Genomic DNA, 26,203 nt, shown 5'->3' with positions numbered 1-26,203 from the left:
CGGTCCGATCAGTCACCCGCGAGCGAGTCCTGACTCGCGGCGCAGTTGTTCGGGCCGAGTTCGAGTGTGAAGGCTTCCTCGTCGTCGACGCTGTGTTGGCCGAGGTTCGTCTCGATTATCTCCTCGTAGTTGGCCGGCCGGGGCGGCATATCCGCGAGGATCTCCTCGACGAAGTCGTCCTCGTCCATTCCCAGCGCGTCCATCTCCTCGCGGAGGTCCCCCAGCGGCGCGGTGTAGGTGCCGTCGGCCGCCGGGACGGCCGCGTCGCTGTAGTGGGCTCCGCCGATCAGGACGTCGTCGTCGAAGGTGAGGATGCGCTCTTGGAGGGTCTCGTAGAGCATCCGGGCGGCGTCGGGCGCGCCCTCGTCGCCCTCCTCTAAATCCGGCCGCGCGACGCTCTCGACAAACAGTCCGTCGCCGGTCGCCAGCAGGCTCCCGTCCAGGAGGTACGACGTCATCCCGGTCGTGTGCCCGGGCGTGTGGACGGCTTCGATGGTGGCGTCGCCGACGTCGAACGTATCGCCGTCGGCGGCGGTCGTCAGTTCGTCGGCGTAGGTCAGCCCGCGGTCGACGGCGGCGGCGGGGACGACGCCCTCGACGCCGGCGTCGTGGAGCTCTCGGACCCCCGAGATGTGGTCGGCGTGGACGTGCGTGTCGATGGCGTACTGCAGGTCGACGCCGAGGTCGGCCGCGTCGTCGAGATAGCGGTCGGTGAACGCCCGGAGCGGGTCGATCACGGCGGCCTCGCCGTCGTCGTACAGGAGGTATCCGAGACACCCTGAAGAGGGGCGCTGGTACTGCAGCAGGGTGCCGGCACCGTCGTAGCCGGTGACCTCGACGGCCTCGTAGATGCTCGCCCAGCCGTTCATCCCGTCTTCGAGGTGGTCCACGTCGTAGCCCAACTCGGCGAGGGTGCCGCCAACGAAGTCGCTGGCGCCGCCTTTCGCACAGACGACGGTGATCTCGCGGTCCTCGGGAATCTGTTCCAGCACGTCCGACTCGACCTCCTCGTCGAGGAAGTGGAAGTACGGGACGTTGATCGATTCGACGCCGTCGCCGTCGATGTGCCACGTCTCGTACTCCGATTCCATCCGGACGTCGAGCAGCGTGACCGCCTCGCCCTCGTCGATGCTGTCTTTCAGCTGTGCCGGTTCGGTCGACTCCACTTCGACGTCGGGAGTCGGGAAGTCTTCGGGGTTCATCTGGTTCACTCACCCGTACCGGGTAGAGACACTAAAGGGTTTGCATAGAAATTCAATTTATCCACAATACAGACGGCAAGAGTAGAGAGGTAATAGCGGTGCAACGGCTCCAGAACTACTCTTAAACAGCCCGAGCTGTTGGGATGGAGTTGAGAGTAGTTTGTAGTGACCACACGAACCAACATTCTTTTACCGGTGGGCCCGGTATTGTGCATTAGCTCCAATACAGACGAGGGAGCGGACAACCCATGAGTGACGCATTCGACATCACGGAGACGCTTGACGTGAAAGGTGAATCGTGCCCGATGCCGGTCGTCAAGACCAAACAGGCGGTAGACGGCGTCGGCGTCGGCGACGTGCTGGAGGTCCTCGCGACCGACAGCGGCAGCATGAGCGACATCGAGGGCTGGGCCTCCGGCACGGACGGCGTGGAACTCCTCGAACAGGCCGAAGAAGGGGACGTGTACAGACACTACGTGCGCAGGACGGAGTGACGATGAGCACGGACACACCGGCGGAGTCGGCGGCCGGGGACGCCCCCTCGCGCGCCGAACTGGCCGCGCGAGTCGAGGAACTCGAGGAGTCCCTCGCGGCGGCCACCGAGGACGACGGCACGAAGAAGATGAGCATCATCGCGACGAAGGGGACGCTGGACATGGCCTACCCGCCGCTGATTCTCGCCAGCACGGCGGCCGCGTTCGGCTACGAGGTGACGGTGTTTCACACTTTCTGGGGACTGGATATCCTCCACGAGGAACACTCGAAAAATCTCAAACTCAGTGCGGTGGGCAACCCCAACATGCCCCTGCCGAACGTCGTCGGGGCCATCCCCGGAATGGACCGCGTGACGACGAAGATGATGGAACGGCGCATCGAGGACAACGACACCGCGACCATCGAGGAACTGATCGAGACGAGCCTCGATATGGGCGTGGAGTTTCAGGCCTGTCAGATGACCATCGACCTGATGGACTACGACGAAGAGAACTTCTACGACGGCGTCGAGACGGGCGTCGGGGCCGCGACGGCGCTGGAAGACATGGCCGAAGCCGACATCCAGTTGCTCGTCTGAGCCCGCCCGCCACCGGCCACGAGTACTACCCTCCGACGGCCGCGACTCACCCGGGGCCCCGAAACCGAGAGGCCAGAGAACGACCGAGTGTGGCGGTGGCCGTACGTATTGCACAGTAGTTACAATACAAAGAAATATATGGGAGTGGGCCGTACTGTCAAGTATGGAAACGAACGTCGGTACGACGGACAAGCAGGTCCGAACGGTCGTCGGTGCGCTCGCGGGAATCGTGTCGCTGGCCATCCTCGCCGAGGCGCTTCCGGCGCCGATGGTGCTCTCCCCGGTGGCTGGCGTCGTCGCGATAATTATGCTCGGGACGGCGGCGACGGGGACCTGTGGACTGTACTCGGTGCTGGGAGTCGACACCTGCTCGATGGACGAACGGCCGCGGTAGTCGACGGACAGCGATACGCACCGTACGGAGCGGTCACGCCGACCGTGTGACCGTCCCGCTCACCACTCTTTTGCGAGCAGTTCGGTCAGTTCGTCTATCTCCTCGGCCGTGTTGACCGCGTGGATAGACGCCCGGACGCCGTCGGGGTGGGGCAGTGACCTGACGATCACGTTCGAATCGGCCAGTCGCTCGACCGTCGCCTCGGGGTCGGGGACGTCGACGGTGACCAGTCCCGACTCGGGCGTCGCCGGGCCGTAGATGCGGTCGTCGGGGACGCCGTCGGCGAAGCGGCCGGCGAGCGTGTGGATGCGGTCCCGGATAGTGTCGACGCCGACCGACTCGATGACGTCGATGGCCTCGCGGAGGGCGACGTGTGGCGCGGGGGAGGCCGACCCGACTTCGAAGCGGCGCGCGCCGGGCGAGAAGGTGTAGGGGTCGGCGGTCGGCGTCTCGACGCTCCGGTAGCCGACCGTGCGAGGTTCCATCCGGGCGGCGGCGTCAGCGTCGACGTAGAGGAAGCCGCCGCCCCAGAGGCCGAGCAGCCACTTGTGGCCCGCGGCGGCGACGGCGTCGGCCCCCCAGTCGGTCACGTCGAGCGGGCGCTGACCGGGGACTTGGACGGCGTCGACGAGGGCGAACGCGCCGGCTTCGTGAGCGATATCGACGAGTTCGGCGACGGGAAGGACGGTTCCGTGGGTCCACGTGAGCGCGCTGAAACAGACGAGTCGGGCGTCCGCGACGGCCGATTTGAACGCCTCGCGGTCGACACGCCCGCCGTCGGTCTCGAGTACTCGGACCTCGACGCCTTCCTGGCGGAGGCGTTGCCACGGGAGGGTCCCCGCCGGGTGTTCGAGGTCCGTGCGGACGACCACGTCGCCGGATTCGAAGTCGAGAGCGCCGGCCACCGCGTTGATGCCCGCCGTCGTGCTCTCGGTGAGGGCTATCTCGTCGGTGTCGGCGCCGACGAACGACGCCACTCGCTCGCGCGTCGCCTCGAACGCGTCGAAGGCGGCGCCGTACGGGCCCCCGTCGACCGGCGTCTCGTACTCGTGCCGTCGGAGGAACTCGTAGGCGGCACCGACGACGGTACTCGGACTCGGGCCGTGCGCGCCGAAGTTCAGGTACGTGCCGTCGTGTAGCGCCGGGACGTCTGCCCGGAGGTCTCGGGAATCCATACCGTTGGCTACGGTGCGGAAGGACAATAATATTGGGTAGTTATTACAAGACTATCGGCGTTGTCTCGGCGCGGCCCCGGCGGGCCGGTCACTGGGCCGGCGGCGCGTTCGCCTCGCGTTCAGTCCGGCGGTACCGGTAGTAACCGCCGGTCAGGCTCTTGGCGTCGATGCCGTACTCCGCGAGGATCCGGGTGGCCATATACGAACTCTTGCCGATCTTACAGTAGGTCAGAACCTCCCCGTCGGGGTCGGTCTCGGCGGCCCACTCCCGGAGTTTCCCCAGAGGGACGTTCTCGTCGCCCGGAATCCAGCCCTGTGCGTCGCGCATCTCCGGCGGCCGCGTGTCGATGACGGTCGCCTCCGCGTACCGGTCGAGGAACTCCTCGAGGTGGACCACGTCGGCGACGCCCTCGACGACGTTCGCGCCGATCATCCCGAGGACGTTGACCGGATCCTTGGCTGCGGAGTACGGCGGCGCGTACGCCAGATCGAAGTCCCGGATGTCGAAGACGGTGTCGTCGTGGGCGATTGCCGTCGCGAGGACGTCGATACGCTTGTCGACCCCGTCGCTGCCGATGGCCTGAGCGCCGAGAACGGTGCCGTCTTCCGGGTCGAACAGGAGTTTGAAGTGGATGTCAGTCGCGCCGGGGTAGTAGCCGGCGTGGTCGGGTTCGCTCGTGAAGACCACTTCGTGGGGTCGGCCCTCCGTCCGCAGTTCGTGTTCGGTGTACCCGACGGTCCCGACGTCGAGGTCGAACACCTTCGCGATAGCGGTGTCCAACACCGGGTCGAGCGCGTCGTCGTGACCGGCCACGTCGTTAGCAGCGACACGTCCCATCCGATTGGCCGGACCGCCGAGGGGCACCCACGCCCGGCCGTCCGCGCAGGCGGCGGGCGGGGCAGCGACGTCCCCGACAGCGTGAATCGACGGCACGGACGTTCGCATCCGGCTGTCGACAGCGACGGCCCCGCTCTCGTGGCGCTCGATCCCGGCCGCTTCGGCCAGTTCGGTCCGGGGCGAGACGCCGGTCGCGACGACGACCGTATCGAACGGCTGCTCGCCGTCGTCCATCGCCGCGACGACGGTGCCGTCGCCGGGGTTCGGACAGGGAGTCGACTCCCGTGTCCAGCCGGAGCGTCACGCCCTGTTCCCGGAGGTGAGACTCGACGATAGCGGCCATCTCCGGCCCGAGCGTCTCGGGCATCACCTGGTCGCGGAGTTCGGCGACGACGACGTCCTGTCCGGCCTCGGAGAGGTTCTCCGCGGCCTCGAGACCGATGTATCCACCGCCGACCACGAGGGCCCGTCCGTCGTCGTCGACGCGGTCCCGTATCGTCGTCGCGTCGGAAACTGTCCGGAGAGTGTGACAGTGGTCGAGCCCGTCGACGTCGAACGCCGAGGGGACGAGCGGCGCAGCGCCGGTCGCGAGCACGAGGTCGTCGTAGGCGACTATGGCCGAGTCGCCGTCAGAAGAGACGGCCTCGACTGCCTGTGCCTCCGTGTCGATGTCCGTCACTGCCGTTCCGGTTCGGATGTCGAGATCGAACGCCGACGATAGCTGCTCGGCACCCATCACCGCGAGCTCCGACTCCGGGACCGTCCCGCTCAGGTGGTAGGGGAGCCCACAGCTCGCGTACGAGACGTGCTCGCCCTGTTCGAAGACGACGATAGTCGCCGTCTCGTCGAGTCGTCGGAGCCGCGTCGCCGCGCTCATCCCGGCGGCGTTGCCGCCCACGATCACGTACTGGCGTTGCATACGTGGTGGACCGGCTCGGCGACGAATATTAGTTGTGTAGTTTTCCCACAAGTATAGAAAACGAGGCAGTGAACCGCCTCGGGGTGGTCGCTGTCGCGACGACGCGAATCCCCGACCCGTGCGGCGCCACGCACGAGCGAGTCAGTTCTCGGCAGTGTGTTGTCCGATACCGGCCGCGACGGCCAGCAGGTAGCCGAGGCCGCGTTTGACCTCTGGGTCGCGGGACTGCCTGAGCAAGTCGAGGAGACCGGCGGATTCCACCTGTTCGCCCTCGGCGGCCCCGACGCCGGCCAGTACCGTCTCGATGCCGTCGCCGGTGTCCTCGTCGACAGCGCCGACGCCGGAAAGCAGCGTCTCCAGCCCGTTCCGGACATCGTCGTCGGCGGCGGTCTGTGCGAGTTCACCGAGTCCAGACCCGGTGCCGGCAAGCGACCGGACCATCTCGTCGTCGAGCGCAGCGGTGAGCAAGGACACAACCTCGGCTATCTCGACAAGGTCGGTCAGCGCTCCCGACCGCTGGAGCGCCAGCAGCGACTCAAGTGCGTTTTCCAGTTCCGCGCCGTTCTGGCCGACGGTTTCGGCGAGGGCCGCGGTCTCGTCGGTCGCGAGGCCGTCGGCCGACTCCGCCAGCGTGGCCGTGGTCCCCGCCACGTCCCGCGCCATCTCGTCGGTCATCGCGTCCTCTCCGAGTTCGAGGACGTCCAGCAACTCGTTGACCCCGTCGAGGCGGCGGACGAACGACGCGACGGCCTCGGGGTTCTCGCTATCGCCGCGGACAGTTCGCTCTCTGCGTCGGCGGCCATCGTCAGAGCAACCCCCGTGCGGTGAGCCAGTAGGACTCGTTGTACCCCAGTTTCGACCAGTGGAGCTTCTGGGAGGGGGCGGCCGGCGACGGCGGCCGTTCGTAGTCGAACTCGACGTAGGAGGCGGCGTCCATCCCAGTCTCGATGAAACACAGCGTCTTCCCGTCGTAGGTCGCCGTCGCGGGTCTGTCCCTGAGGTCGCTTGCTATCCGCTGGCCGACGACGCCGGCCTGATAGTGGGCGACGCTGCCGGCGTTGGGGACGCCCGTCGCGGCCGTGTCGCCGATGGCGTAGACGTCGTCGGCGGCCGTGGCTTCGAGCGTGTGTTTGTCCACGTCGACCCAGCCGTCACCGAGGCCGGCCTCCGCTATCAGGTCGACGCCGCTGTGGGGCGGGACGCCGACGAGGAGGTCGTACGCCTGTTCGTCCCCCGACGCCGAGGTGACCGTCTGTGCGTCCGGATCGACGGACGCCACCTCGAAGTCCGTCACTACCTCTATGTCGCGGTCGTCCATCCGCGGGCGCGCCCACTCGGCGATGTGGGGGTTCTTGTGGACCCGCGGGACCGGGTATGTGTAGGCGATGTCGACGTCAGAGCGCAACCCGCGCTCGCGGAACCAGTCGTCGACCATGAAGACGAACTCGAGCGGGGCCGCCGGGCACATATGCGGCATCCCGGCGACGCTCAGGACGATCCGTCCCTCGGTGAACGAGAGCAGTTCCTCCCGGAGCGCCGTCGCGCCCGACTCGCTGTAGTAGTCGTGGCCGCCCGCCGCCAGTCCGGGGATTCCCTCGGGGTCGAGCGTCGACCCCGTCGCCAGCACGAGGGTGTCGTAGCTCTCCGAGCGCACCTCGTCCCGATAAGTCAGTCGCTGGTCGTCCGTGTCGATACCGGTGACGCGGTCGATACGGAGGTCGACGCGGTCGTCGACGAGTTCCGACAGCGGCCGTCGGCCGTCCGCCGGTTCGCGCTGTCCGAAGGGAACGTACAGCCAGACGGGTTTGTAGACGTGGTCGGGGTCGTCGTTGATCAGCGTCACCCGTACGTCACCGGCGTCTATCTCCGTCGCCAATCTGTCCGCGAGGTCGTTCGCGAGGACGACGCCACCGGTGCCACCGCCGACGATAGCGACGTGCTCAGTCATAGTTTCTCGACATCCTGTATAGAAGCGTACGGCTCCGCGGTACTAATATTGTGTGTCAGTTCCAAGATTATGAAAAAACAGACTATTCGTCGGTCGTCGCCGCCCACGCGGCCGGGAGGGCGGCGTACACACTGGCGTTGTCGACCAGCGCGTCGACCGTGGTGAACTCGTCGACGGCGTGGACGGTGTCGGTCCCGAAGGCGAACTCGACGGTCGGGACGCCGGCGTTTCGGAGCGTCTTCGCGTCCCCGCCGCCGGTCGCGCTCCGGCGGTAGACACGTTCGCCGGAGACGCTCTCTGCGGTCGACGCGACGGCCTCGACCAGCGGACTGTCGGGCGCTTCGGCGGTGCCGGTGCTCCAGGAGACGTCCGTGATGGTGATGCCGGGGCAGTCAGCGACGCAGGACCGGATGTCCCTGAGGACCGTCGCCGTCTCGACGCCGGCGGTCAGTCTGATGTCGATTCCTGCCTGCGCGGACTGGGGGACGCTGTTGATGGCGTCGCCGCCCTCGATGGTACCGAGGTTGATCGAGGGGTACCGAAACAGTTCGCGGGCGGTGTCGGCACCCATCACCGGTTCGTAGAAGGCGACCGACTCCTCGATGACGGGGGCGACCGCGGGGTCGAGGTCGAGTTCGATCGAACCGAACCGCTCGCGGAGCGTCTGTATTGCACCGTAGAGTCGGTCTATCGCGTTCTCGCCGAGGGCCGGCCGCGACCCGTGGGCGGCGACGCCCTCGGCGGCGAGGGTCAGCCAGATGCTCCCCCGGTCGCGACGGTGACCGAGTGGCGGCCCTCCCGACAGGTCGGTTCGCCGATGACGCAGGCGTCGGCGTCGAGATAGCCGCGGTCCAGAAGCGTCGGGAGGCCGGCGTCGCCGCCGACTTCCTCGTCGCTGACGAACGCGACGACGAGGTCGACCGGCGGCCGTGTGTCCGTCTCGACGAACGCCCGGACGGCGTGGAGCATCGCGGCGAGACTCCCCTTCATGTCTGTCGCGCCCCGGCCGTAGATACGGTCGTCGACCCGTTCGCCCAAGGGCTCCCGGGACCACGCCGCCGCGTCGAAGGGCACCGTGTCGAAGTGGCCGTTGAACAACAGCGTGCGGTCGGCCTCGCCCGGGAGCGTCGCCACGAGGTTTGGCTTCTCCGGGTCGGCCGCGACGCGTTCGACGTCGACGCCGAGCGAGGAGAGCGACGCCGCGACGTGGTCGGCCATCTCGACGGTCGAACCGGGCGGGTTCGACGTGTCGATGGCCAACAGGTCGAGTGTCCGGTCGACCAGTTCCGCGCGGCGGGTGGCGACGTACGCCGCGGGGCCCTCAGGCACTGCTGGTCCCTCCACAGGACTCCTCGAAGGACTGCACTAGCCCCTGCACACGGGCGTACCAGTCGTTGAGGTGGCGCTGCATATCGTCCGCTATCTCCTCGGCCGGACGTGTCGCGTAGACGTAGTGGTACCCCCCGTCGTCGTCGACTTTCGTCTGGACGAGTAGGTCCGCCTCGACCAGTCGGCGTATCGACCGGTACGCCGTCGAGCGGTCACAGTCGAGGCTGGCGGCCACCTCGTCCACCGTCACTGCCTCCGGTGACGCCGCGACGAGAGAGAAGACCGCCCTGCCGCGGTCCCCGACGCCGTAGACGTACTCCAGCAGGTCGATGCTCCGGACGTCGCGTCGCAGGGACTCGCTCACTGGAGCGACCATACGTCCCGTCTACGACGCCCAGCGCCATAAGAGTGTTCTTGAAACGCACAATATTATACAAGACTACCGAGACGGCGCTACCGGACGGTGTGAGCCGTCGGGATGGCCTCAGACGAACTCGACGCCGCGGACGCGAATCGAGCACCGCCGCCCGCGGGGTCGGTGACGCTGACTTCCCAGCCGTGGGCTTTGGCTATCTGGTCGACGATGGTCAGGCCGAACCCGGTGCCGGCGTCGTCGGTGGTGTACCCCGTCTCGAACACCCGGGTGCGAGCGGAATCGGGGATGCCGGGGCCGGTGTCGGCGACGAAGAAGCCGTCGTCGACTGTCCCGACCGTGACAGTCAGTGGCCGGTCCTCGCCGCGGCCGTGGACGACGGCGTTGCGGTAGAGGTTCTCGAACAGTTGGTAGAGGCGGTTCGCGTCGGCCATAATCGCCCGGTCGGTGTCGACGACGAGGCGCCCGTCTTCGGTGTCGAGAGCGGTCCAGCAGGAGCGAGCGAGCGTGTCGAGCGCGACCGGACGGACGTTCTCGACCCACTCGCCCTTGCGGGCCAACGCCAGCAGGTCGTCGATAAGCGCCTCCATCCGTTCGGCGGCGTGGCGGGCGCGCTCGAAGGCGGCCGGGTCGCCGGTCTCCTCGGCCAGCGCCAGCGCGCCGTCGAGGACGCCCAGCGGGCTTCGGAGGTCGTGGGAGACGACGCCGACGAACTCGTCGAGGCGCTCGTTCTGCCGTTCGAGGCGCTGCTCGGCGGCGCGCGCCTCGGTGACGTCACGACCGATTCCCGCGAACCCGAGGATAGCCCCGTCGTCGTCGGTCAACCGACGGCCGGTCAACTGGAGGCGCCGCCGGCCCTCGGTCGTCTCCGCGCGGACCTCGACGACCGTCTCGCCCTCGTCGAACAACTCCGCGACAGCGGCCGCGACTACCGGCCGGTCGGCCTCGACGAAGAACTCGTCGGCGGCCATTCCGTACAGGTCCGCGTCGTCGAGGGCGAACAGGTCGTTCAGGCGCTGGTTCCAGTAGACGAGACGCGCGCGGTCGTCGTACACGTAGAAGATGTCGTCGAGGGCGTCGAGTGACCGATCTAGTAGCGTTCGGTCCGAGTCCATACCGTTCGTGTGATTATACGTAGTGAATTAGCTTTTAGTTGCCGTATACAGACGTTCCGTTGTCATATGCCGCCGAAATCACAGTTGGTGGCCGCAGGCGCAGTTGCCGATGCAGTAGGTCGTCCCCTCGCCCGATAGCTCCCGGTAGAGGCGCCGGTCCGCCGACCGGTCTCCCACGGAGCCTTCGGCCGGCCGGACCGTCGCCGCCGTCGCGCCGTAGGGCGCGCTCCCGACCGGGATACGGTCGACGACGGCGCCTTCGTCGTGGTCGATGACGGCCACCTCGTCGGCGGTCTGAACCGGGACGTAGAGCCGTTCGTGGTCGGGGTCCCACGTCCCGACGAAGGCTTCCCCGCCGAGGTCGATTCGGCCGCTGACCTCGCCGGCCGCGAGGTCGAGTACCGTCACGTCCTCGCTCCCGGGCGTGAAGACGTACCCCGTCGCCGAGTCCGGGCCGACCTCGCTGGTCAGCGGTCGCCGGCCCATCCCGTCCTCGGCCGTCAGACGGACGACCTCTTCGGGAGCGCCCGGATCGCTCGTGTCCCAGACGCTCTCGGTCCCGTCAGCGCCCTCGTCGTGTTCGACCAGCAGCGTGTCGCCGTCCGGCGCGACGGTGCCCATCCACGGCGCGGCGGCGTCGGCGACGACCGGCGGCACGTCGACCTGTTCGTGGGCGCCGAACTCCTCGAGGTCGAGGACGGTCAGGGTGTCGCCGTAGAGGTCCGGAACGTACGCGAACCGGCCGTCGGGGTGGACCGTCACGTCACAGGGACCGGGGCCGTCGATATCGCCGCGGCCGCCCTCGTCCGTCCGGTCTAGCTCGGCCGTGACGCTGCCGAAGGAGTCCGAGTCGCGGTCGGCGTCGATCAGGTACTGGGTGTGTGCCGGTTCCCGGGCGGAGACGACCAGCGACTCGCCGTCGGGCGTGAGTTCCTGCCAGTTCGCGCCGGACCCAGTGTCGACGGCGGCGACCTCCGAGAGAGTCCCGACCGCAAGCGCCCGGACGCCCCGGCCGACGTTCAGCCACAGCGGGTCCCGCGCGGAGTCGGTCAGCCCCGGGAGATACTGGTTCGAGGGGAACGACGAGGAGGCCCCGAGGTCGACAGTGTCGACGACCGCCCCGTCGCCGGTGTCGACGATGCTCACCGTCCCCTCGCCGGTGTTGAACACGAAGACGGTGTCGCGGTCGGTGACTTCGGCCGGCGGACCGTCGGTCGTGACTCCGCTTCCGTCGCCGGAACACCCCGCCGTCGCGGTCACGCCCGCGGCGGCCGACCCCGCGAGGAGGAGGCGACGGGAGACCCGGTCGTCGGCGTCCTCGCCGCGGTTGGGATAGCGGAACGCCTCGTCGGTCATCGCACACCTCGGTTCAGGGGCGGTGCGGTCGGGAGAGCGATGGGCCGAGGGACAGGGCGAGAGCGGCGGGGCATAGACGACCGAACGTCCGGCCGCCGGACACTTGGTCGTTCGCGGAGCGTGCGGTCACCCGGTTACGGACGAACACCGCTCGGCGGGGCCGTGCTGCCTACCACGTCAGCCCTTCGTAGACGATACCCTCCCGACGCTCGACGATGTGACGGCCGTCGAGGACGATTGGGTCGGCCATTCGGTCGAACGCCGAATCGAGGGCCGCGAACTCGTCCCAGTCGGTGACGACCAACGCCGCGGCTGCGTCTTCGAGGCGCCCGCCGCCGAGTCGGCGTACTCGATATCGGGGAAGCGCTCGCGCATCTCGTCGGCCGCGACGGGGTCGTAGCCCACCACGTCCGCACCGCGGTCCTGCAGGCCCTCGACGACGGGGATGGCCCGGGAGTTGCGGACGTCGTCGGTCCCGGGTTTGAACGCGAGGCCGAGGACCGCCACGCGTTCACCGGTGACATCGGTGTGATCGTCCAGCAGTTCGAGCAACCGCCGGGGCTGTTTGTCGTTGACTTCGAGCACCGCGTCGAGGAGCGACGGGTCGTAGTCGGCGGCCCGGCCCGCCGCGGCGAGGGCGGCGACATCTTTCGGGAAACACGAACCACCGAAGCCGACCCCGCTGTCGAGAAACGCCCGCTGAATCCGGTGGTCGAGGCCGACGGCGTCGGCTACCTCGTAGGCGTCGACACCGTACTCCTTGCAGACGTTCCCGATGTCGTTCATCGCGCTGATCTTCGTCGCCAACAGGGCGTTGTTGGCGTACTTGATCGCTTCGGCCTCCCGGATTCCCGTCTCGACGACGTCGGTGTCGACGCGCTCGAACAGCGGCGCGTACACCTCCCGGAGGTCGCGTGGACGCGCTCGCCCTCGGCTCCGAGAACCACCTTGTCGGGGTCGGTGAAGTCCTCGACGGCCGTCCCCTCCCGGAGGAACTCGGGGTTCATCCCCATCTCGACGATTGCCTCGACCGGACGGTCGGCGGCCGCCGCTATCTCCGGGGCGATGACGTCCTCCGTCGTCCCCGGAATCACCGTGCTCTTGACGACGACCGGGTGTGGCTGTGCCCCGTCGGCGTCGCCGAGGGCCGCGCCGAGGTCCGCTGCCGCCGACTCGACGATGGAGGTGTCGATGGAGCCGTCCGACTTCGAGGGAGTCGCAAGCGCCAGAAATGTCACGTCCGTCTCGGGGACGGCGGCGTACTCCGTCGTCGCGATCAGGGCGTCCCCGGCGTGGGCTTCGATCAACTCGTCCAGTCCGGGTTCGTGTATCGGCGACTCGCCGGCGTTGATGGCGTCTACGACGTCGGGGTCGACATCGACCGCCGTTACGTCGTGGCCCAGATCCGCGAGACAGGCCGACAGCGTCGTCCCGACGTAGCCGCTCCCGAGTACGCTGATCTCCATATGCGGGGGTAGCCGGGTTCGGGCTTGAATATTGGGGTCGGCAGTGCCCTTTTGTCCACGAGCGCCGAGAGGGGACGTATGGAGACAGTCGATCTCGACGGGATGACCGCGGACGCCGCCGAACAGGAGCGACAGAGCGTCTCAGGGCCGCTTGAGGCCTCGGAGTTCGCAATGAACTACTACGTCCTCGACCCCGGCGAGGCGTTCACCGACGGATTGCACGCCCACCTCGACCAGGAGGAAGCGTTCCTGATACTCGAGGGCGAGGCGACCTTCGAGACAAAGCCGGCGTTGGACGCCGAGAGCGAGACGGTCACCGTCAGCGAAGGAGAGTTGGTCCGCTTCGGAGCGGGCGAGTACCAACAGGGCCGAAACGAGTCCGACGAGCGACTCCGGGCGCTGGCGCTGGGTGCGCCACAGGGGTCGACCGACGTCCGGGTCGCGGCCCCGTGTCGGAACTGTGGCGACAGCGACTATCTGGAGTTCACGCTGATCGACGGCGAACCGGGGATGGTCTGCCCCGAGTGCGGCACGGAAGTCGAGGCCTGAGGGGCCGCAGTCGGGCGTCGAACGTGTCGGCAGCGGGGGGAAGGATTTCGTGTAGAAACGTACTACAATACACAGAGTATTTGCATAAATATATGCCATCGGCGGCACTCCGATAGCGTGCAGCCAGTCGCCTGGTTGCACCAGCACACCCCCCACCCGACATTCACACACAACCGGTGGTATGCTCCTGCACCCACACCACCCACTTTCGACAGTTTTTGCGGTCGGCTCGCACCGACAGTGTCGACGGGATGGCGGCGTCCGGAGCCACCACGATATTTATACTGGTGTCGTCTGCGTGGAGATATGGACGTGCTCGTCACTGGCGGCGCGGGGTTCATCGGCGGTCACCTCGCCGAACGGTTCGTCCGGGACGGCCACGACGTGGTCGTGTTGGACAACTTCGACCCCTACTACGACGTACGCCTGAAAGAACACAACGTCGAGGCGGGCCGTGCGGCCGCGGCCGACGGCGACGGTTCGTACCGGTTGGTCGAGGGTGACGTCCGGGACGCTGAGTTGGTGGCCGAGTTGGTCACGAGTACCGACGTCGTCTCCCACCACGCCGCCCAGGCGGGCGTCCGGGCCGACATCGACCCGCGGAAGTACCACGAGGTGAACGTCGACGGGACGTTGAACGTCCTCGACGCCGCCCGCGGGACCGACCTCCGGCGGGTCGTGCTGGCCAGTTCCTCGTCGGTCTACGGCACGGCCCAGTACCTGCCCTACGACGAGGCCCATCCGACCAAACCCGTCAGCCCCTACGGCGCGTCGAAACTGGCCGCCGAGCGCTACGGGATGGTCTACGCCGACCGCTACAACCTGCCCATCGTCGCCCTGCGGTACTTCACCGTCTACGGCCCGCGGATGCGCCCCGGGATGGCCATCTCGAACTTCGTCTCCCGGTGTGCCAACGGCGAGCCACCGGAAATCTACGGCGACGGCTCGAAGACGCGCGATTTCACCTTCGTCGAGGACATCGTCTCGGTCAACCGAACGCTGCTAGAGAGCGACGCCGCCGACGGCGAGACGATGAACGTCGGGAGCGGCGGCACCATCTCCATCGAGGAACTGGCCGAGACGGTCCGGGACGCGATGGCACCGGAACTGGATCTGATCTACACGACGGGGTACGACATCGACGCCGAGCACACCCACGCCAGCGTCGAGAAGGCGGGCGAACTGCTCGGTTACGAACCCACCCGGACTATCGAGGAAGGCGTCGCGGAGTTCGTCGAGTGGTACCGCGAAAATCAAGAGTGGTACGAACCGCTGGTTCGTGGGGAGTGAATCGAACTCGGGAGACGGTTTCAGTCGAACTCGGGGACAAAATCCTCAGCGAGTTCGTCGGCGAGTTCCCCGCCCGTCAGCCACCTGATTTGGTCGTCGTCGACCCCGTGTTGTGCAAGCAGTGATACCGCCGCTTCGCCGAGCGGAACGTCGTTCGTGACGACGACGACCCGGTCGGCTGTACCGTCGACCAGCGTTTCGAGTGCGAGACCGACCGTCTCAGTGTCGGCCTTTTCGACGATATCCACCGAGCGGTCGGTAGCACTCGCGATGAAGTTCCGCGCTTGATCCATCACATTCGAGATGGATGGGTCAGAATAGGACGGGCTCTCTGTAACTTTCAGCCACCCCTCCTGAATCGCCTCCTCGACAGGGGCATTACCCGTCGAATATGCATCAGTATCCGAGTCCCCAGTCACTTCGGCGTACACCTGTGGCGAGATGCGAAAGACACTGTCCCGCTGTCGAGCCTCACGGGCGAGTGCCCGGAAACGCGTACTCTCCCGCCGCCCACAGCTAATCAGGACCGACGAATCGAGAAAGACGACGACGCTGTCACGGTCCATCGCCGATCAGTCCTCGACGACGGGCCGAAGTGCGTCCAAGACGATTCCCGCTTCGAGCGGCGAAACGTCTTGCTCGCGGGCCATAATGCGGTGAGTGACAGACCCGTCGACATACTCCCGGGCGTAGTCGAGGGCGACCGCTAACCCGTCCAGTCCGTGCCGGTCGACGTAGGTGTCGATGTCCCCATCGTGCGTACGGCGGGCGATAGCTTCGACCAACTCCGGCGTTATTCGGCGTTCGGTGTTCCCGTCTATCAACTGTAGGTCGATGTGGTGAGCCCGATACGCCGCGGGCCGGCCATCGTTGGACTGTTCGATGAACCCAGCGGCCTCAAGATCGTCCACGTATTCGTAGACCGTCCGCTGTGGCACCTCCAACGTCTCGACGACCTCTTTTATCGTCGACGACGGGTGGTGGCGGATATACGTGTAGATCCACGCTTTGCGGGCATTCCTGAGGAGTTCGAACGCCTCACCACCGGTATCGAGTGGTGTAGCGCTGTTTGCGTCGCTGGTAGCCATCGTACTTGCTGATTACGTGCAAATTGCAATAAGCCTTCGCACGAGGAACTGATCACGCGATAGTGAAGGAAAACTGCGATACGAGACCAAACTGCGCCAAACGCAAACGAGTCAACTACCCCACCCTACTGCGCTCGGAGTCTGACGACTCACTCGCTTGTTGAGGGTGGGGCTTGTCGGTGGACACCCACTCATGCTCGGCAAAATCGCCGATTGGTGAGAGTGTCCCCGACACCAAGGCCAGTTGACTCGTGGCCTGCCCGGACGAACGCGTGCGGCCCGCCGGGTTGGAAAGGTTGTCACTGAGATACCGGAATCCGATGTTTTTGGCTGCATTGTAGTCTGCATTGACCGTGTAGCCACACGCCAGACACTCGAAGTGCTTGCCGTCACGGTTGTCTTCGTCCACACAGTCACAATCTGTGCGGCTACATGCCCGACTCGTGTCGGCTGGGTTGATCGTCTCGACAGTCACACCGTACCGCTCCAGCTTGTACGCGGTGTACATCTGGACTTTGTTGAACAGCCAGTGCTGGAACTTGGGTAGATTCGAGATGCGCTTGCGAATCCGCGTCAACTCTTCGAAGGCGACGTGAGTGGCGCGAACACGGAGTGCTTCTTGTTTGATGGAGTTGGCGACGTGGTGGGCGTACTGGTCGTAGTATCGCCACTCGACGCCACGACGCTGTTGGAACCGGAGGTGGGCACTTCGCGTCCCTGTTTGCTGAAGTTCGCCGCGCAGCTGTTCTTGCTCAGTGCGGTAGGCGTTGAGTGCATCGGCGTTGCCGTAGAACTGGCCAGTCGAAGTCACCGCAGTTGCCCCATCGACATTCAAGTCCACGCCAAGAACACGATGAGTGTCCTCGTGCGTGTCTGAGCCTGAATCGTCCGACGTAGGTGCGTACACAGGGTCGTCTCCGAACCGGCGTTGCATCACCGCATGGAGCCAGAACTGCTCTCCATCGAAGACCAGTTTGCTCGTGGAGAACGACCACCGCCTGTCGAGCACGTACTCGCCATACGGCGTTCCTTCGATCTCTGCTGGCAGTTCGTACCGGCAGGTTACAGTGCCGGTGAGTGTCGAGAACGTCGCCTCGTACCGGCTATATGTGGCAGCCCTTTTGTCGTAGGTCATCGTGTAGCCGGGTAGCTCTCGGTCGTAGAAGTCGGGTTTACTGATACGGTCGCCGTTTTCCCAACTGGTCTTGCACGAACCGATAGCAGCGGTGGCGTCTTTGATGGCTTTCTGGACGAGGTTCGCATTCAGCAGTTCGTCGGTGTCCTCTCGAAGACGGTCATAGAGTGCGCTTTCGGCATCCCGCTTGCTGGTTTGCAGATCGTCGGGCCGTGTCGGTGTGTCTGGCCAGCAGTGGTCGACAGCTTCCTGCTGGCAGTAGGCATACGGCAGGATAGTTTGGTGGAAGTCGGAGCGTGATCCTTCTGGAATCTTGAGGGGAATCACTACAGTTCGATTCGCTTCCACCATACACAGTATGTCGGTTAGATAGATTGTAAAGGCTGTGGTGGGGGTGTCAGGACTAGATATGAACTGTGGTTTTTTCGGCGAGGTGTCGGCTTCCTCCCCACCCTACTCGCTTGTGCTTGCGATTGAGCATCGGAAGCCCTGCGCTCCTTGAGGGTGGGGCCTCCGCCTCGAATTGGTGAAACAGACCCAGTTTCAGGCAACGAGGCCCCTAATTTGATCCATCACCGATCAGTCCTCGCTGAGGAGTCAATGAGTGTGATAGTCAGGACCAGCATCTTTTTTTGGGTCGTGACTGTGGCCCAATATATGACAGAATGGGGGGTACAGCGGCGTGACATCCTCAGGGCGATGCCCGTCGCTGCTGTGGCCGGGATGGGGTCACACAGTGGAACAGCGACGACACAGCGTGACCGGTCGGGGTCGGCACGGAGTACCGACAGACGGCGTCTCGGGACCGTGCCCGATCCGGTCGGTGACGACGACGGACCGGGCGGGTACCAGTATCCAACGGCTGAGGAGTTCAAAGACGGCGTCTACGATATGACCGAGGCCACCATCTACGACGAGGGCGACGCCTGGACGTTCGAGGTTGGCATCGCCGGTCCCGTCGAGAACACCTACCTTTTCGAGACCGGATTCGGCGTCCAAGTCATCGAGCTGTATATCCGGGACCCGGACGCCGGCGACGAGGTCCCCGCATCGACCCAGGGCCGTCCCGGGTCGGGCCTCACCTTCGCGCAACCGTGGCACTACGTCGCCCACGTCACGGGCACCGGCCAGGTCGTTGAGGACGCCTCTTCGGATGCCGGTGCGTTCGACGACGAACTGGGCGACCCCGAAGTCCTCGCCAGCGACGAGGACGGCGGCATCTCCGCGAGTGCTAGTTCGGAGGGTAGTACGATCTCGTTCACTGTCTCCAAAGACGCCCTCGGTGGCGGCGACATTCGAGAGAAGGAGGCCGGGCTGTTCGTGTTCTCTTTGGACGGTTTCACCCCCAGCGAAATCCGAACCAACGTCGGTGAAGAGGCCGATCTGTACCGGACCGGACTGGGGGACAACCCCGCCCGGAACAGCCCCAAGGCGTTCGATATGCTCGACCCCGAGGGCACCGTCAGCCAGTCCGAGGCACTCGACTACACCGAGGACGAACCCGCGACCGTGCCACTGTTTACCATCGGTGAGAGCTTGGTGACCTCCGTCGGGATGATACCCGATTCGGTCGGTGACGACGACGGGCCGGGCGGGTACCAGTATCCGACGGCTGAGGAATTTACAGACGGCGCCTACGACATCACGAGGGTCCGTGTCTACGAGGAGGACGACGTCTGGACGTTCGAGGTCGGCATCGCCGGCCCCGTCGAGAACATCTACCAGTTCGACGATGGGTTCGCCGTCCAGACCCTGCAACTGTACGTGCACGACCCGAGCGCCGGCGACGAGGTCCCCACCTCGACGCAGGGGCGTCCGGGGTCGGGCCTCACATTCGCGGAACCGTGGCACTACCTCGTCCACGTCACAGGCTACGACCAAGTCGTCGAGGACGCCTCTTCGGATGCCGGCGCGTTCGACGACGAACTGGGCGACCCCGAAGTCCTCGCCAGCAGGGAAGAGGGCGGAATCTCAGCGAGTGCCAGTGCGGAGGATAGCACGATTTCTTTCACCGTCTCCAAGCACGCCCTCGGTGGTGGCGATATCGAAGCGAAGAAGATCGGACTGTTCGTGTTCTCCCAGGACGCTTCGGTACCGGCGATATCCGGAACTACGCCGGTCCCGAGGCCGATGCCTACCAGATCGGACTGGGGGACAACCCCGTCCCGAACAGTCCCAAAGCCTTCGATATGCTCGACCCCGAAGGCGTCCTCGACCAGTACGACGCGCTCGACTACACCGAGGACGAACCCGCGACCGTGCCACTGTTCACCGTCGGTGACGCACTGTTCGATGCAGCGGAGGGTCCCGCCGTCGGGGGCGGTCAGCCCGCGCGCGACCCCGACCGAGACGGGCTCTACGAGGACATCGACGGCGACGGGGAACAGGGCCTCTTCGACGTACTGGAGTACTACAACGCCCGGGATAGCCCGGCGGTACAGGACAATCCAGCCCTGTTCAATTTCGACGGCGAGGGAGAGACGGGAACACTCTTCGACGCACTGAAGTTGTACAACGAGATCTTCTGACTCCGGCAGGCTAGATTCGGGAGCGCGAACGCGGGCCTCACGTCACGAAGGCCTCGATGCGGTCCATCGCTTCCTTGAGGTCCTCCAGTCCCGTCGCGTAGGACACCCGGAGGTGGCCCTCGCCGCCCTCGCCGAAGGCGGTGCCCGGGACGACGGCGACCCGTTGCTCCTGCAGGAGGGACTCAGCGAACTCGGCGGCGTCCTCGCCCGGGCACTCGGGGAAGGCATAAAAGGCGCCGCTGGCCCGGAAGCACTCGATGCCCATCTCCTCGAACCGCGAGAGGACCAAGCGCCGGCGGCGGTTGTACTGGTTTCGCATCTCGACGACCGCGTCCCCACAGGACTCTAAGGCCTCCATCGCGGCGTACTGGGCAGTCGTCGGGGCCGAGAGCATCGTATACTGGTGGATGCGGTTCATCGCGCGGATGGCCTCGGGCGGCCCGAGCGCGTATCCCAGTCGGAGGCCCGTCATCGCGTAGGCCTCGAGAAGCCGTTGAAGACGATAGTCCGCTCGCGCATCCCCGGGAACGTCGCGATGGAGGTGTGGTCGTGTTCGTAGGAGAGTTCGGAGTATATCTCGTCGGAGAGGACCACCAGGTCGTGTTCGCGGGAGAACTCGGCGATGGGTTCGAGTTCGTCGGCGGTCATCGTCGCCCCCGTTGGGTTGTTCGGGTAGCACATAACGAGCACGTCTGCCTCGTCGGCCCCCGCGTCGTACAGCGCCTCGGTGGTCAGTTTGAACTCCGTCGCCTGCGTCGTCTCGACGGGCAGGGGGTCGCCGCCGGCGAAGATGACGCCCGGGACGTAGGAGACGTAGGATGGCTGGACGACGGCCACGGTGTCGCCTGGGTCGACGACGGCCCGCAGTGCGAGGTCCAGTCCCTCGCTGGCGCCGGTGGTGACGAGCACCTCGTCGTCTGGATCGTAGTCGAGGCCGTAGCGGCTGTCGGCGTCGCTGGCGATCAACTCCCGGAGGTCGCTGCGGCCGCGGTTTGCGGTGTAGGAGGTCTTGCCCAACTCGAGGGAGGTGATGGCGGCCTCCCGGGCGGCCCACGGCGCGGAGAAGTCCGGTTCGCCGACGCCCAGCGAGATGATGTCGTCCATCTCCTCGGCGAGTTCGAAAAAGCGGCGGATCCCCGACGGCGGGACGGCTTGGACGCGCTGGGAGGGTTCGATCGTCATGGCGAGACCGAGAGTCGGTCGTCGTCGTCGCCGTCGCCCATCACGATACCCCGTGTTTTGTAAGTGTCCATCAGGTAGTGGGTCACTGTCTGAGTTATCTCGGGGATGGGCGCGACCTTGTCGCTGATGAAGTGGCTGACCTCCCGCATCGAGTCACCCTCGACCTCCATATCGAAGTCGTAGTCGCCGCTGACGAGTCTGAGTTCCGTGACCTGCGGGAACTGGACGATGCGGTCGCGATGTCGCCGTAACTCGTCTCGCGGTCGAGGGTGACGTTGAGTTCGACGATGGCCCGGACGCGTTCGCTGTCGGTCTCCTCGAAGTCGACGACGGCCTGATAGCCGCGGATGACGCCGCGGTCTTCGAGGTCCTCGATGGTCGCCTCGACCGTCTCGGGGTCGGCGTCCGTGAGACGGGCCAGGTCCTCGGTGCTGTACCGGGCGTCTCCCGGAGCAACTCCAGAATCTCGGCGTCGATGTCCATACCCCGTCTGTGTACAGGGCAAGCAAAACTGTTTCCCCTTCGCGTGGTGTGCTCACACGCCGGAACTGAATCGACGCCGAAGGGGAAGCACGGTTTAGTCGTCGGTAGTCGTGGGGTCGGTCGAAGCGGTGTCGACGGCCGACTCGTCGGTCGCGACGGCCTCGCCCGTGAGGTCGCCGTCGCGCCACGTCCCGCGGGCGTACCACGCGTAGGCGACGACGGCACCGACGACGTTGGAGACGGCGAAGGCGACCCAGATGCCGGGCGACCCGATTTCGGCGGCGGCGAACCACGCGATGGGGAACCGGACGACGCCGAGCATGAACACCGAGATGGCGGCCGCGGTCAGCGTCTTGCCGGCCCCGCGGAAACTCCCGGTGTAGGCCCGCATCACGCCGATGAACCCGAACGTGAGCGCGACGTATCGGAGGAACGTCGTCGTGATCTCCACGACTTCCGGGTCGGTCGTGAACACGTCCGCGATGGGCGCGGCGACGAACCACGTGAGGACGCCGGCAGCGGTGAGGATGACGAACAGCGTCTTCGCCGCCAGCCCCGCCGCTTGCTCGGCGCGGGCCGGTTTGTCCGCGCCGATGTTCTGGCCGGTCATCGTCTCGACGCCGCGGGCGACGGCGATAGCCGGCAGGAAGACGACCGAGAACACCCGCGTCCCGATGCCGTAGGCGGCGACGACGGTGTCGGGGAACAGCGCCACGATGAACAACAGGAGGTTCATCGACAGCGCTCGGCCGGTCCCCTCGATCGAAGCAGGGAGACCGATACGGGCGAGACGGCGGAGATACGCGAGGTCGGGCGCATATCTCGGAGGTGTATCTCGACGCCGCGAGTGCCGCGGAACATGATGACGAGGCCGACAGCCAGTGCGAGGCCGCGGGAGAACACCGTCGCGAGGGCTGCGCCCTGGATGCCGAGTTCGGGGAACGGGCCCCACCCGAAGATGATGAACGGGTCGATAGCGATGTTGAGGACGACGGACCCGAACATCACCAACATCGGCGTGATGGTGTCGCCGTACCCCCGCATCAGCGCGATGAACACGAAGAAGCCGAACATAAAGGGCAGGCCGAGCGAGATGACCTCCATATATCGGGTCGCAAGGGGCAACACGTCCGGGGAGGCACCCATCAGCGCGAGGAAGTCATCGACCATCACGTAGCCGACAGCGCCCAGCACGGCCGAGACGAGTACCGCGAACGTGACCGTCTGGGAGGCCGCGTACTCGGCTTCTCGTTCCTTGTCCGCGCCCGTGTACTGGGCGACGAGGACGCTCCCGGCCACGGAGATGCCCATCCCCAACGAGATGAGCAGGAACACCATCGGGAAGGCGAAACTGATCGCCGCCAGCGCGTCAGTGCTGTACTGACCGAGCCAGAACGTATCGGCGAGGTTGTACGCCGTCTGGAAGAGGTTCGTGACGACGATGGGCATCGAGAGGAAAAACAGCGGCTTCCCGATGCCACCCGAGGTCAGATCGAACTCTTCAGGCCCTTTGAAGAGGTCGCCCACGCGCTCGCGGAGTCCCGTCACTGTGCCCCCTCCGGGAGACTGTATCGGGCGAAACGGGTGGTGAGACGGGAAGATAGCTGGCGCTCAAGAGGGGTGATCGAACGGGAACCGTGAGGACGTACTGCGGTGGCGGCATCCATATCGGCGAGTATCGTACTTACTGACTAATTAGTCAAAAACGTTTGGAAAGCGGTTACAGCGGGTGTGAGTGGCACGCAGGCGCTTTGGGTCGGGGTACGACGGTGGAGAGGAGGGTCAGGACTGACTAGTGGGTCAAAACGGTTATATCCCGACGGGCGTTTGTGCCGGTAATGGCCGACTTGCCGGACGGGACCGTCTCGGACCCCGACGAGAAGATTATGCGCGCCACCTACCGGGCGCTCGGGGACGACGGGTACGCCGACCTGACGATCAAACGTATCGCCGAGGAGTACGGCAAGTCGACGGCGGCCATCCACTACCACTACGACACCAAAGACGACCTGCTGGCGGCGTTTCTGGACTATCTGCTCGACCGCTTCGTCGAGACGATACACGAGGTGGAGACCACCGACCCCGAACAGCGACTCGACCTCCTGTTGGACAAGTTGCTCGTCGACCCGCAGGACCACCAGGACCTGCTGGTCGCAGTGCTGGAGATGCGGAGTCAGGCCCCCCACACCCCGGCGTTCGCCGAGCGGTTCGAAGCCAACGACGAGTACATCCGATTCATGCTCAAAACCGTCGTCGACCACGGCATCGATCAGGGTGTGTTTCGGGAGGCCGACGCCGACCACGTGGCAAAAGCGTTGATGACCATCGTCGACGGCGCGCGGACGAGAGCGGTCGTCCTCGACGACGACGAGGCGCTCGCGACCGCCCGCCGGACCGCAGAGGAGTACGTCACCGCAACGCTGTTGAAAGAGAACTGACCCGCTTTCTCCTGTGTCGGACCCGGTTCAACTACCGTCCACGAGTCGTTTGAGGTGTTCCGGCGGGACCGCCCCGCGGGCCGCGTGCCCGCCGTACACGAACGTCGGGACGCCGGTGATCCCCGCTTGCTGGGCGTTTTCGAACGCGTCGTCGAGTTGCCCCCGGAGAATCTCGTCGTCTAGGGACAGTCGGATCTCCTCGCCGTCGAGACCGACACTCGTCGCCACGTCGGCGATGACGTCCGCGTCGCCGATGTCCCGACCGTCGACCCACAGCGCCTCGAACAGCGCCTCGTCGAAGGCGAGCCACGAGTCGGGGGACTCCGTCCGGACGTACAGCGACGCGACCTGCGCGTCGAAGGAGTCGATATCCTCGGGGATGTCGTCGAGGTTGTGCATCTCCTCGACGCCGTACTTCGACTGGAGTTTGCGGACGTTCTCCCGCGCTTGCTCGAAGTAGGACTCGTCTTTCCCGTCCTCGACGGCGTGGTCGATCTCGCCGTCGGGACCCCGCTTGTGCCGCCGAAGGTCGAATGGGTGCCACTCGATGTCGAGCGGTTGGTCGCGTGTCTCTTGATACTGCGCGAGTGACTTCCGACCGAGATAACAGAACGGACAGACGTAATCGGAGTATATCGTGATCGTCTCGTCGTCGTGACTCATCAGCGGTCGGTAGGAGGTCGAGACGGATAATCCCCAGTTCGGTCGGGTGGAGTGTGGACACTGACGAGAGAGGGAGTGAGAGGGAGACCGGCACGTCGGCCGGTTCGCTCTTATGTTAACCAACACCATCGAGGTATCGGGAGAGTTGTTGGTTAATACTGGGTAGAGACACGGAAGGGAGCTGGAGAGAATACTTCGCCCACACACCCCTCGTCCAGAGTGAAAATCAATCAAGAGCGTGGGGAGAGGTCCACAGGAAACGGGGGTTCTTGTGGGAGAAGCTCAGCAAGAACCACGGAAGGACAGCCTGAGACGGGAGAACACGGAGAGAATGGAACAGCGAACACGAGCAGCGGTTCGAAACCACCCGGACGAATGCCGCCTTCGTCCTCTTCCTCGTGCTAAATGCACTTGAGGAACGGTAGGAGGTAGGTAGTAATAAAACTTCTAGATAATACTATGAAGATTGGTATTTTTAGAGAGGCTTCGACTGTGTGCCGACTGCTGTTCGGGGCATACTCGTCTCACGTCTTGTGATTTTGGTATTTCCTAGCCGACTCGTCGTGTGGTTTCCACCGGGTCAACCGAGGTACTCTCGTAGCGTTTCACTCTGGACGAGGGGTGTGGGGTTCGATTCTATCGTCCACGTATTATGACATATTGAATTAACAATCGCTATTCTAACTATTCGCTAACCAGCGAACCGGCATCAAAGCCGAAATCGGGATTGGTATCTCCCGATCTCCTTCGTCAATCGAAATCAAGATACCCGATCCCGACAGTTCCGATTGTACCCTGCTTTGCTTCGGCTGGAGATCTGCCCTGCGTCTTCACTCTTGATTGGGGGTGCCGACGAACGCTCGTCAGCATCACTCGAGGATCCCAATCCACTCCAGCTCGTCACACCGACGCTTTCACTCTGGACGAGGGGTGTGTCAAACCCGCTCCGGTCCGGCGCTTTCACTCTGGATTGGGGGTACCGGTTTGCGTCGGTAACTCTCGCTCCGAATCCGATTTCACTCGGGACCGACTCGACCTTTCGTGAGGATGATACGCCAGCGACAAAACATCAGAAGACGACCATAGCCCGATTTACACTCTTGTCGAGGTAGCCAAATCATTAAGTAGGTCCCATCCGCGATGTCTGATATTGATGGCTGAGGAACCGTCCCAACTCTCTGACTTTGACGGCCGCTACGGGGATCCCGCCGACGATCCCCTCTTTGACTTCACTTTGTCACCTTCCTGCCACTGCCAGTAGTAGTAGCGGTTGTCGTTGATCTCCTTGATCGTGATCGTGGCCTTCGACGGGACGTCGTCCGGAAGGTCGTCCGGCCGCTCGTCGATCTCGTCGTCCTCCGACTCCTCCTCGAGGCGGGCTTCACGAGATTTGTGCTCGGCCAGATCCTCGGCGTAGCGCGCGACGTGCTGGAGCTGGTCCGGCGAGTAGCCGTTGAGTGTGTTGATGAGATCTGTCGGGAGTTCCGCCGGCGTGCGGGGGCTAGTAGGACATCGGCGTCGTGTTAACCAACAACGGCCGGAGCGGGAGTGTTTGTTGGTTAAGATTCGGGAGTGGTTCGATATTCCGGCCGACTCCCGGGAGATCGAGGAACTGATGGGACTGTTCGGACACCCCCTCCCCCCACTTTTTCATACCAGA

20 protein-coding genes and 7 pseudogenes are annotated in these 26,203 nt (G+C 65.1%); 7 read left to right on the top strand and 20 right to left on the bottom strand.

The genetic code is table 11. The annotated features are described in order from the left end of the window. Positions 1 to 8: 8 nt before the first annotated feature. Positions 9 to 1,202, bottom strand: coding sequence for an MBL fold metallo-hydrolase (locus tag GJ629_RS01135; RefSeq protein ID WP_157511362.1), 1,194 nt, complete (start codon positions 1,200 to 1,202; stop codon positions 9 to 11). Positions 1,203 to 1,450: 248 nt separating this feature from the next. Between GJ629_RS01135 and GJ629_RS01130 the strand changes: the two genes are divergently transcribed. From GJ629_RS01130 to GJ629_RS01120, 3 genes are all read left to right on the top strand, one after another. Then, positions 1,451 to 1,696 (top strand): sulfurtransferase TusA family protein, encoded by a 246-nt coding sequence (locus tag GJ629_RS01130; RefSeq protein ID WP_157511361.1) that lies wholly within the window; start codon positions 1,451 to 1,453, stop codon positions 1,694 to 1,696. Between the two features lie 2 nt (positions 1,697 to 1,698). Further along, the gene (locus GJ629_RS01125) at positions 1,699 to 2,274 is read left to right on the top strand and encodes a DsrE/DsrF/DrsH-like family protein (RefSeq protein ID WP_157511360.1); all 576 of its coding nucleotides are present in this window, start codon (positions 1,699 to 1,701) and stop codon (positions 2,272 to 2,274) included. Positions 2,275 to 2,437: 163 nt separating this feature from the next. Next, the gene (locus GJ629_RS01120) at positions 2,438 to 2,668 is read left to right on the top strand and encodes a DUF2892 domain-containing protein (RefSeq protein ID WP_157511359.1); all 231 of its coding nucleotides are present in this window, start codon (positions 2,438 to 2,440) and stop codon (positions 2,666 to 2,668) included. A 59-nt stretch (positions 2,669 to 2,727) separates the two neighbouring features. On the opposite strand, the gene GJ629_RS01115 is transcribed toward GJ629_RS01120, so the two are convergent. The 11 genes and pseudogenes from GJ629_RS01115 to aglM all read right to left on the bottom strand — a co-directional run bounded on the left by GJ629_RS01115 (position 2,728) and on the right by aglM (position 13,187). Beyond that, positions 2,728 to 3,843 carry an aminotransferase class V-fold PLP-dependent enzyme gene (locus GJ629_RS01115; protein WP_157511358.1) on the bottom strand — a complete coding sequence of 372 codons (1,116 nt, stop codon included), beginning with the start codon at positions 3,841 to 3,843 and terminating at the stop codon, positions 2,728 to 2,730. Between the two features lie 88 nt (positions 3,844 to 3,931). Then, positions 3,932 to 4,681: a rhodanese-like domain-containing protein gene (locus GJ629_RS01110; RefSeq protein ID WP_231754418.1), complete on the bottom strand. Its 750-nt coding sequence runs from the start codon at positions 4,679 to 4,681 to the stop codon at positions 3,932 to 3,934. 123 nt (positions 4,682 to 4,804) lie between these two features. Beyond that, positions 4,805 to 4,915, bottom strand: a pseudogene (locus tag GJ629_RS17780) (hypothetical protein); the annotation flags it as partial. Between the two features lie 31 nt (positions 4,916 to 4,946). After that, positions 4,947 to 5,600, bottom strand: a pseudogene (locus GJ629_RS16675) (FAD-dependent oxidoreductase); the annotation flags it as partial. A 141-nt stretch (positions 5,601 to 5,741) separates the two neighbouring features. Next, the gene (locus GJ629_RS01100; protein WP_231754417.1) at positions 5,742 to 6,308 is read right to left on the bottom strand and encodes a DUF1641 domain-containing protein; all 567 of its coding nucleotides are present in this window, start codon (positions 6,306 to 6,308) and stop codon (positions 5,742 to 5,744) included. Between the two features lie 97 nt (positions 6,309 to 6,405). Continuing rightward, complete coding sequence (locus tag GJ629_RS01095; RefSeq protein WP_157511355.1) at positions 6,406 to 7,548, bottom strand: NAD(P)/FAD-dependent oxidoreductase; 1,143 nt, start codon at positions 7,546 to 7,548, stop codon at positions 6,406 to 6,408. Between the two features lie 82 nt (positions 7,549 to 7,630). Continuing rightward, positions 7,631 to 8,877 (bottom strand): annotated as a pseudogene (locus GJ629_RS17775) (M20 family metallopeptidase). Continuing rightward, positions 8,870 to 9,253, bottom strand: coding sequence for a helix-turn-helix domain-containing protein (locus GJ629_RS01085; protein WP_157511354.1), 384 nt, complete (start codon positions 9,251 to 9,253; stop codon positions 8,870 to 8,872). Before GJ629_RS01085 ends, GJ629_RS17775 begins: the two are co-directional and overlap by 8 nt. A gap of 77 nt (positions 9,254 to 9,330) precedes the next feature. Next, the gene (locus GJ629_RS01080; protein WP_157511353.1) at positions 9,331 to 10,365 is read right to left on the bottom strand and encodes a HAMP domain-containing sensor histidine kinase; all 1,035 of its coding nucleotides are present in this window, start codon (positions 10,363 to 10,365) and stop codon (positions 9,331 to 9,333) included. A 78-nt stretch (positions 10,366 to 10,443) separates the two neighbouring features. Next, positions 10,444 to 11,721, bottom strand: coding sequence for a hypothetical protein (locus GJ629_RS01075; RefSeq protein ID WP_157511352.1), 1,278 nt, complete (start codon positions 11,719 to 11,721; stop codon positions 10,444 to 10,446). A gap of 169 nt (positions 11,722 to 11,890) precedes the next feature. Continuing rightward, positions 11,891 to 13,187, bottom strand: a pseudogene (gene aglM / locus GJ629_RS01070) (UDP-glucose 6-dehydrogenase AglM). Positions 13,188 to 13,265: 78 nt separating this feature from the next. On the opposite strand from aglM, the gene GJ629_RS01065 reads away from it, so the two are divergent. Both GJ629_RS01065 and GJ629_RS01060 read left to right on the top strand, forming a co-directional pair. Further along, on the top strand, positions 13,266 to 13,736 hold the full coding sequence (locus GJ629_RS01065) for a cupin domain-containing protein (RefSeq protein ID WP_157511351.1): 471 nt from the start codon (positions 13,266 to 13,268) through the stop codon (positions 13,734 to 13,736). 306 nt (positions 13,737 to 14,042) lie between these two features. Then, the gene (locus GJ629_RS01060; protein WP_157511350.1) at positions 14,043 to 15,026 is read left to right on the top strand and encodes a GDP-mannose 4,6-dehydratase; all 984 of its coding nucleotides are present in this window, start codon (positions 14,043 to 14,045) and stop codon (positions 15,024 to 15,026) included. A 20-nt stretch (positions 15,027 to 15,046) separates the two neighbouring features. Here GJ629_RS01060 and GJ629_RS15925 read toward each other — a convergent pair whose 3' ends face one another. From GJ629_RS15925 to GJ629_RS01045, 3 genes are all read right to left on the bottom strand, one after another. After that, on the bottom strand, positions 15,047 to 15,457 hold the full coding sequence (locus tag GJ629_RS15925; protein ID WP_231754416.1) for a hypothetical protein: 411 nt from the start codon (positions 15,455 to 15,457) through the stop codon (positions 15,047 to 15,049). A 141-nt stretch (positions 15,458 to 15,598) separates the two neighbouring features. Continuing rightward, positions 15,599 to 16,114 (bottom strand): helix-turn-helix domain-containing protein, encoded by a 516-nt coding sequence (locus tag GJ629_RS01050; protein WP_157511348.1) that lies wholly within the window; start codon positions 16,112 to 16,114, stop codon positions 15,599 to 15,601. 115 nt (positions 16,115 to 16,229) lie between these two features. After that, positions 16,230 to 17,600 (bottom strand): RNA-guided endonuclease TnpB family protein, encoded by a 1,371-nt coding sequence (locus GJ629_RS01045; protein ID WP_157511347.1) that lies wholly within the window; start codon positions 17,598 to 17,600, stop codon positions 16,230 to 16,232. Positions 17,601 to 17,906: 306 nt separating this feature from the next. On the opposite strand from GJ629_RS01045, the gene GJ629_RS01040 reads away from it, so the two are divergent. Beyond that, positions 17,907 to 19,754: a glucodextranase DOMON-like domain-containing protein gene (locus GJ629_RS01040; protein WP_197428364.1), complete on the top strand. Its 1,848-nt coding sequence runs from the start codon at positions 17,907 to 17,909 to the stop codon at positions 19,752 to 19,754. 60 nt (positions 19,755 to 19,814) lie between these two features. Here GJ629_RS01040 and GJ629_RS01035 read toward each other — a convergent pair. From GJ629_RS01035 to GJ629_RS01025, 3 pseudogenes are all read right to left on the bottom strand, one after another. Further along, a pseudogene (locus tag GJ629_RS01035) lies at positions 19,815 to 20,959 on the bottom strand (pyridoxal phosphate-dependent aminotransferase). Further along, positions 20,956 to 21,442, bottom strand: a pseudogene (locus tag GJ629_RS01030) (Lrp/AsnC family transcriptional regulator). The pseudogenes GJ629_RS01035 and GJ629_RS01030 overlap by 4 nt, the downstream one beginning before the upstream one ends. A gap of 94 nt (positions 21,443 to 21,536) precedes the next feature. After that, a pseudogene (locus tag GJ629_RS01025) lies at positions 21,537 to 22,990 on the bottom strand (MATE family efflux transporter). A 290-nt stretch (positions 22,991 to 23,280) separates the two neighbouring features. Here GJ629_RS01025 and GJ629_RS01020 point away from each other — a divergent pair. Next, positions 23,281 to 23,880, top strand: coding sequence for a TetR/AcrR family transcriptional regulator (locus GJ629_RS01020; protein ID WP_157511345.1), 600 nt, complete (start codon positions 23,281 to 23,283; stop codon positions 23,878 to 23,880). A gap of 27 nt (positions 23,881 to 23,907) precedes the next feature. On the opposite strand, the gene GJ629_RS01015 is transcribed toward GJ629_RS01020, so the two are convergent. Together GJ629_RS01015 and GJ629_RS16660 are read right to left on the bottom strand one after the other, a co-directional pair. After that, positions 23,908 to 24,543 (bottom strand): DsbA family protein, encoded by a 636-nt coding sequence (locus GJ629_RS01015; protein ID WP_157511344.1) that lies wholly within the window; start codon positions 24,541 to 24,543, stop codon positions 23,908 to 23,910. Between the two features lie 1,194 nt (positions 24,544 to 25,737). Then, complete coding sequence (locus tag GJ629_RS16660) at positions 25,738 to 26,010, bottom strand: hypothetical protein (RefSeq protein WP_370515741.1); 273 nt, start codon at positions 26,008 to 26,010, stop codon at positions 25,738 to 25,740. Positions 26,011 to 26,203 lie beyond the last annotated feature (193 nt).

This window comes from Halapricum sp. CBA1109, assembly GCF_009741825.1.
Classification (GTDB): Archaea; Halobacteriota; Halobacteria; order Halobacteriales; family Haloarculaceae; genus Halapricum.
Note: the sequence above shows the minus strand (reverse complement) of the source record. Positions and strands in the feature narration are given on the sequence as shown.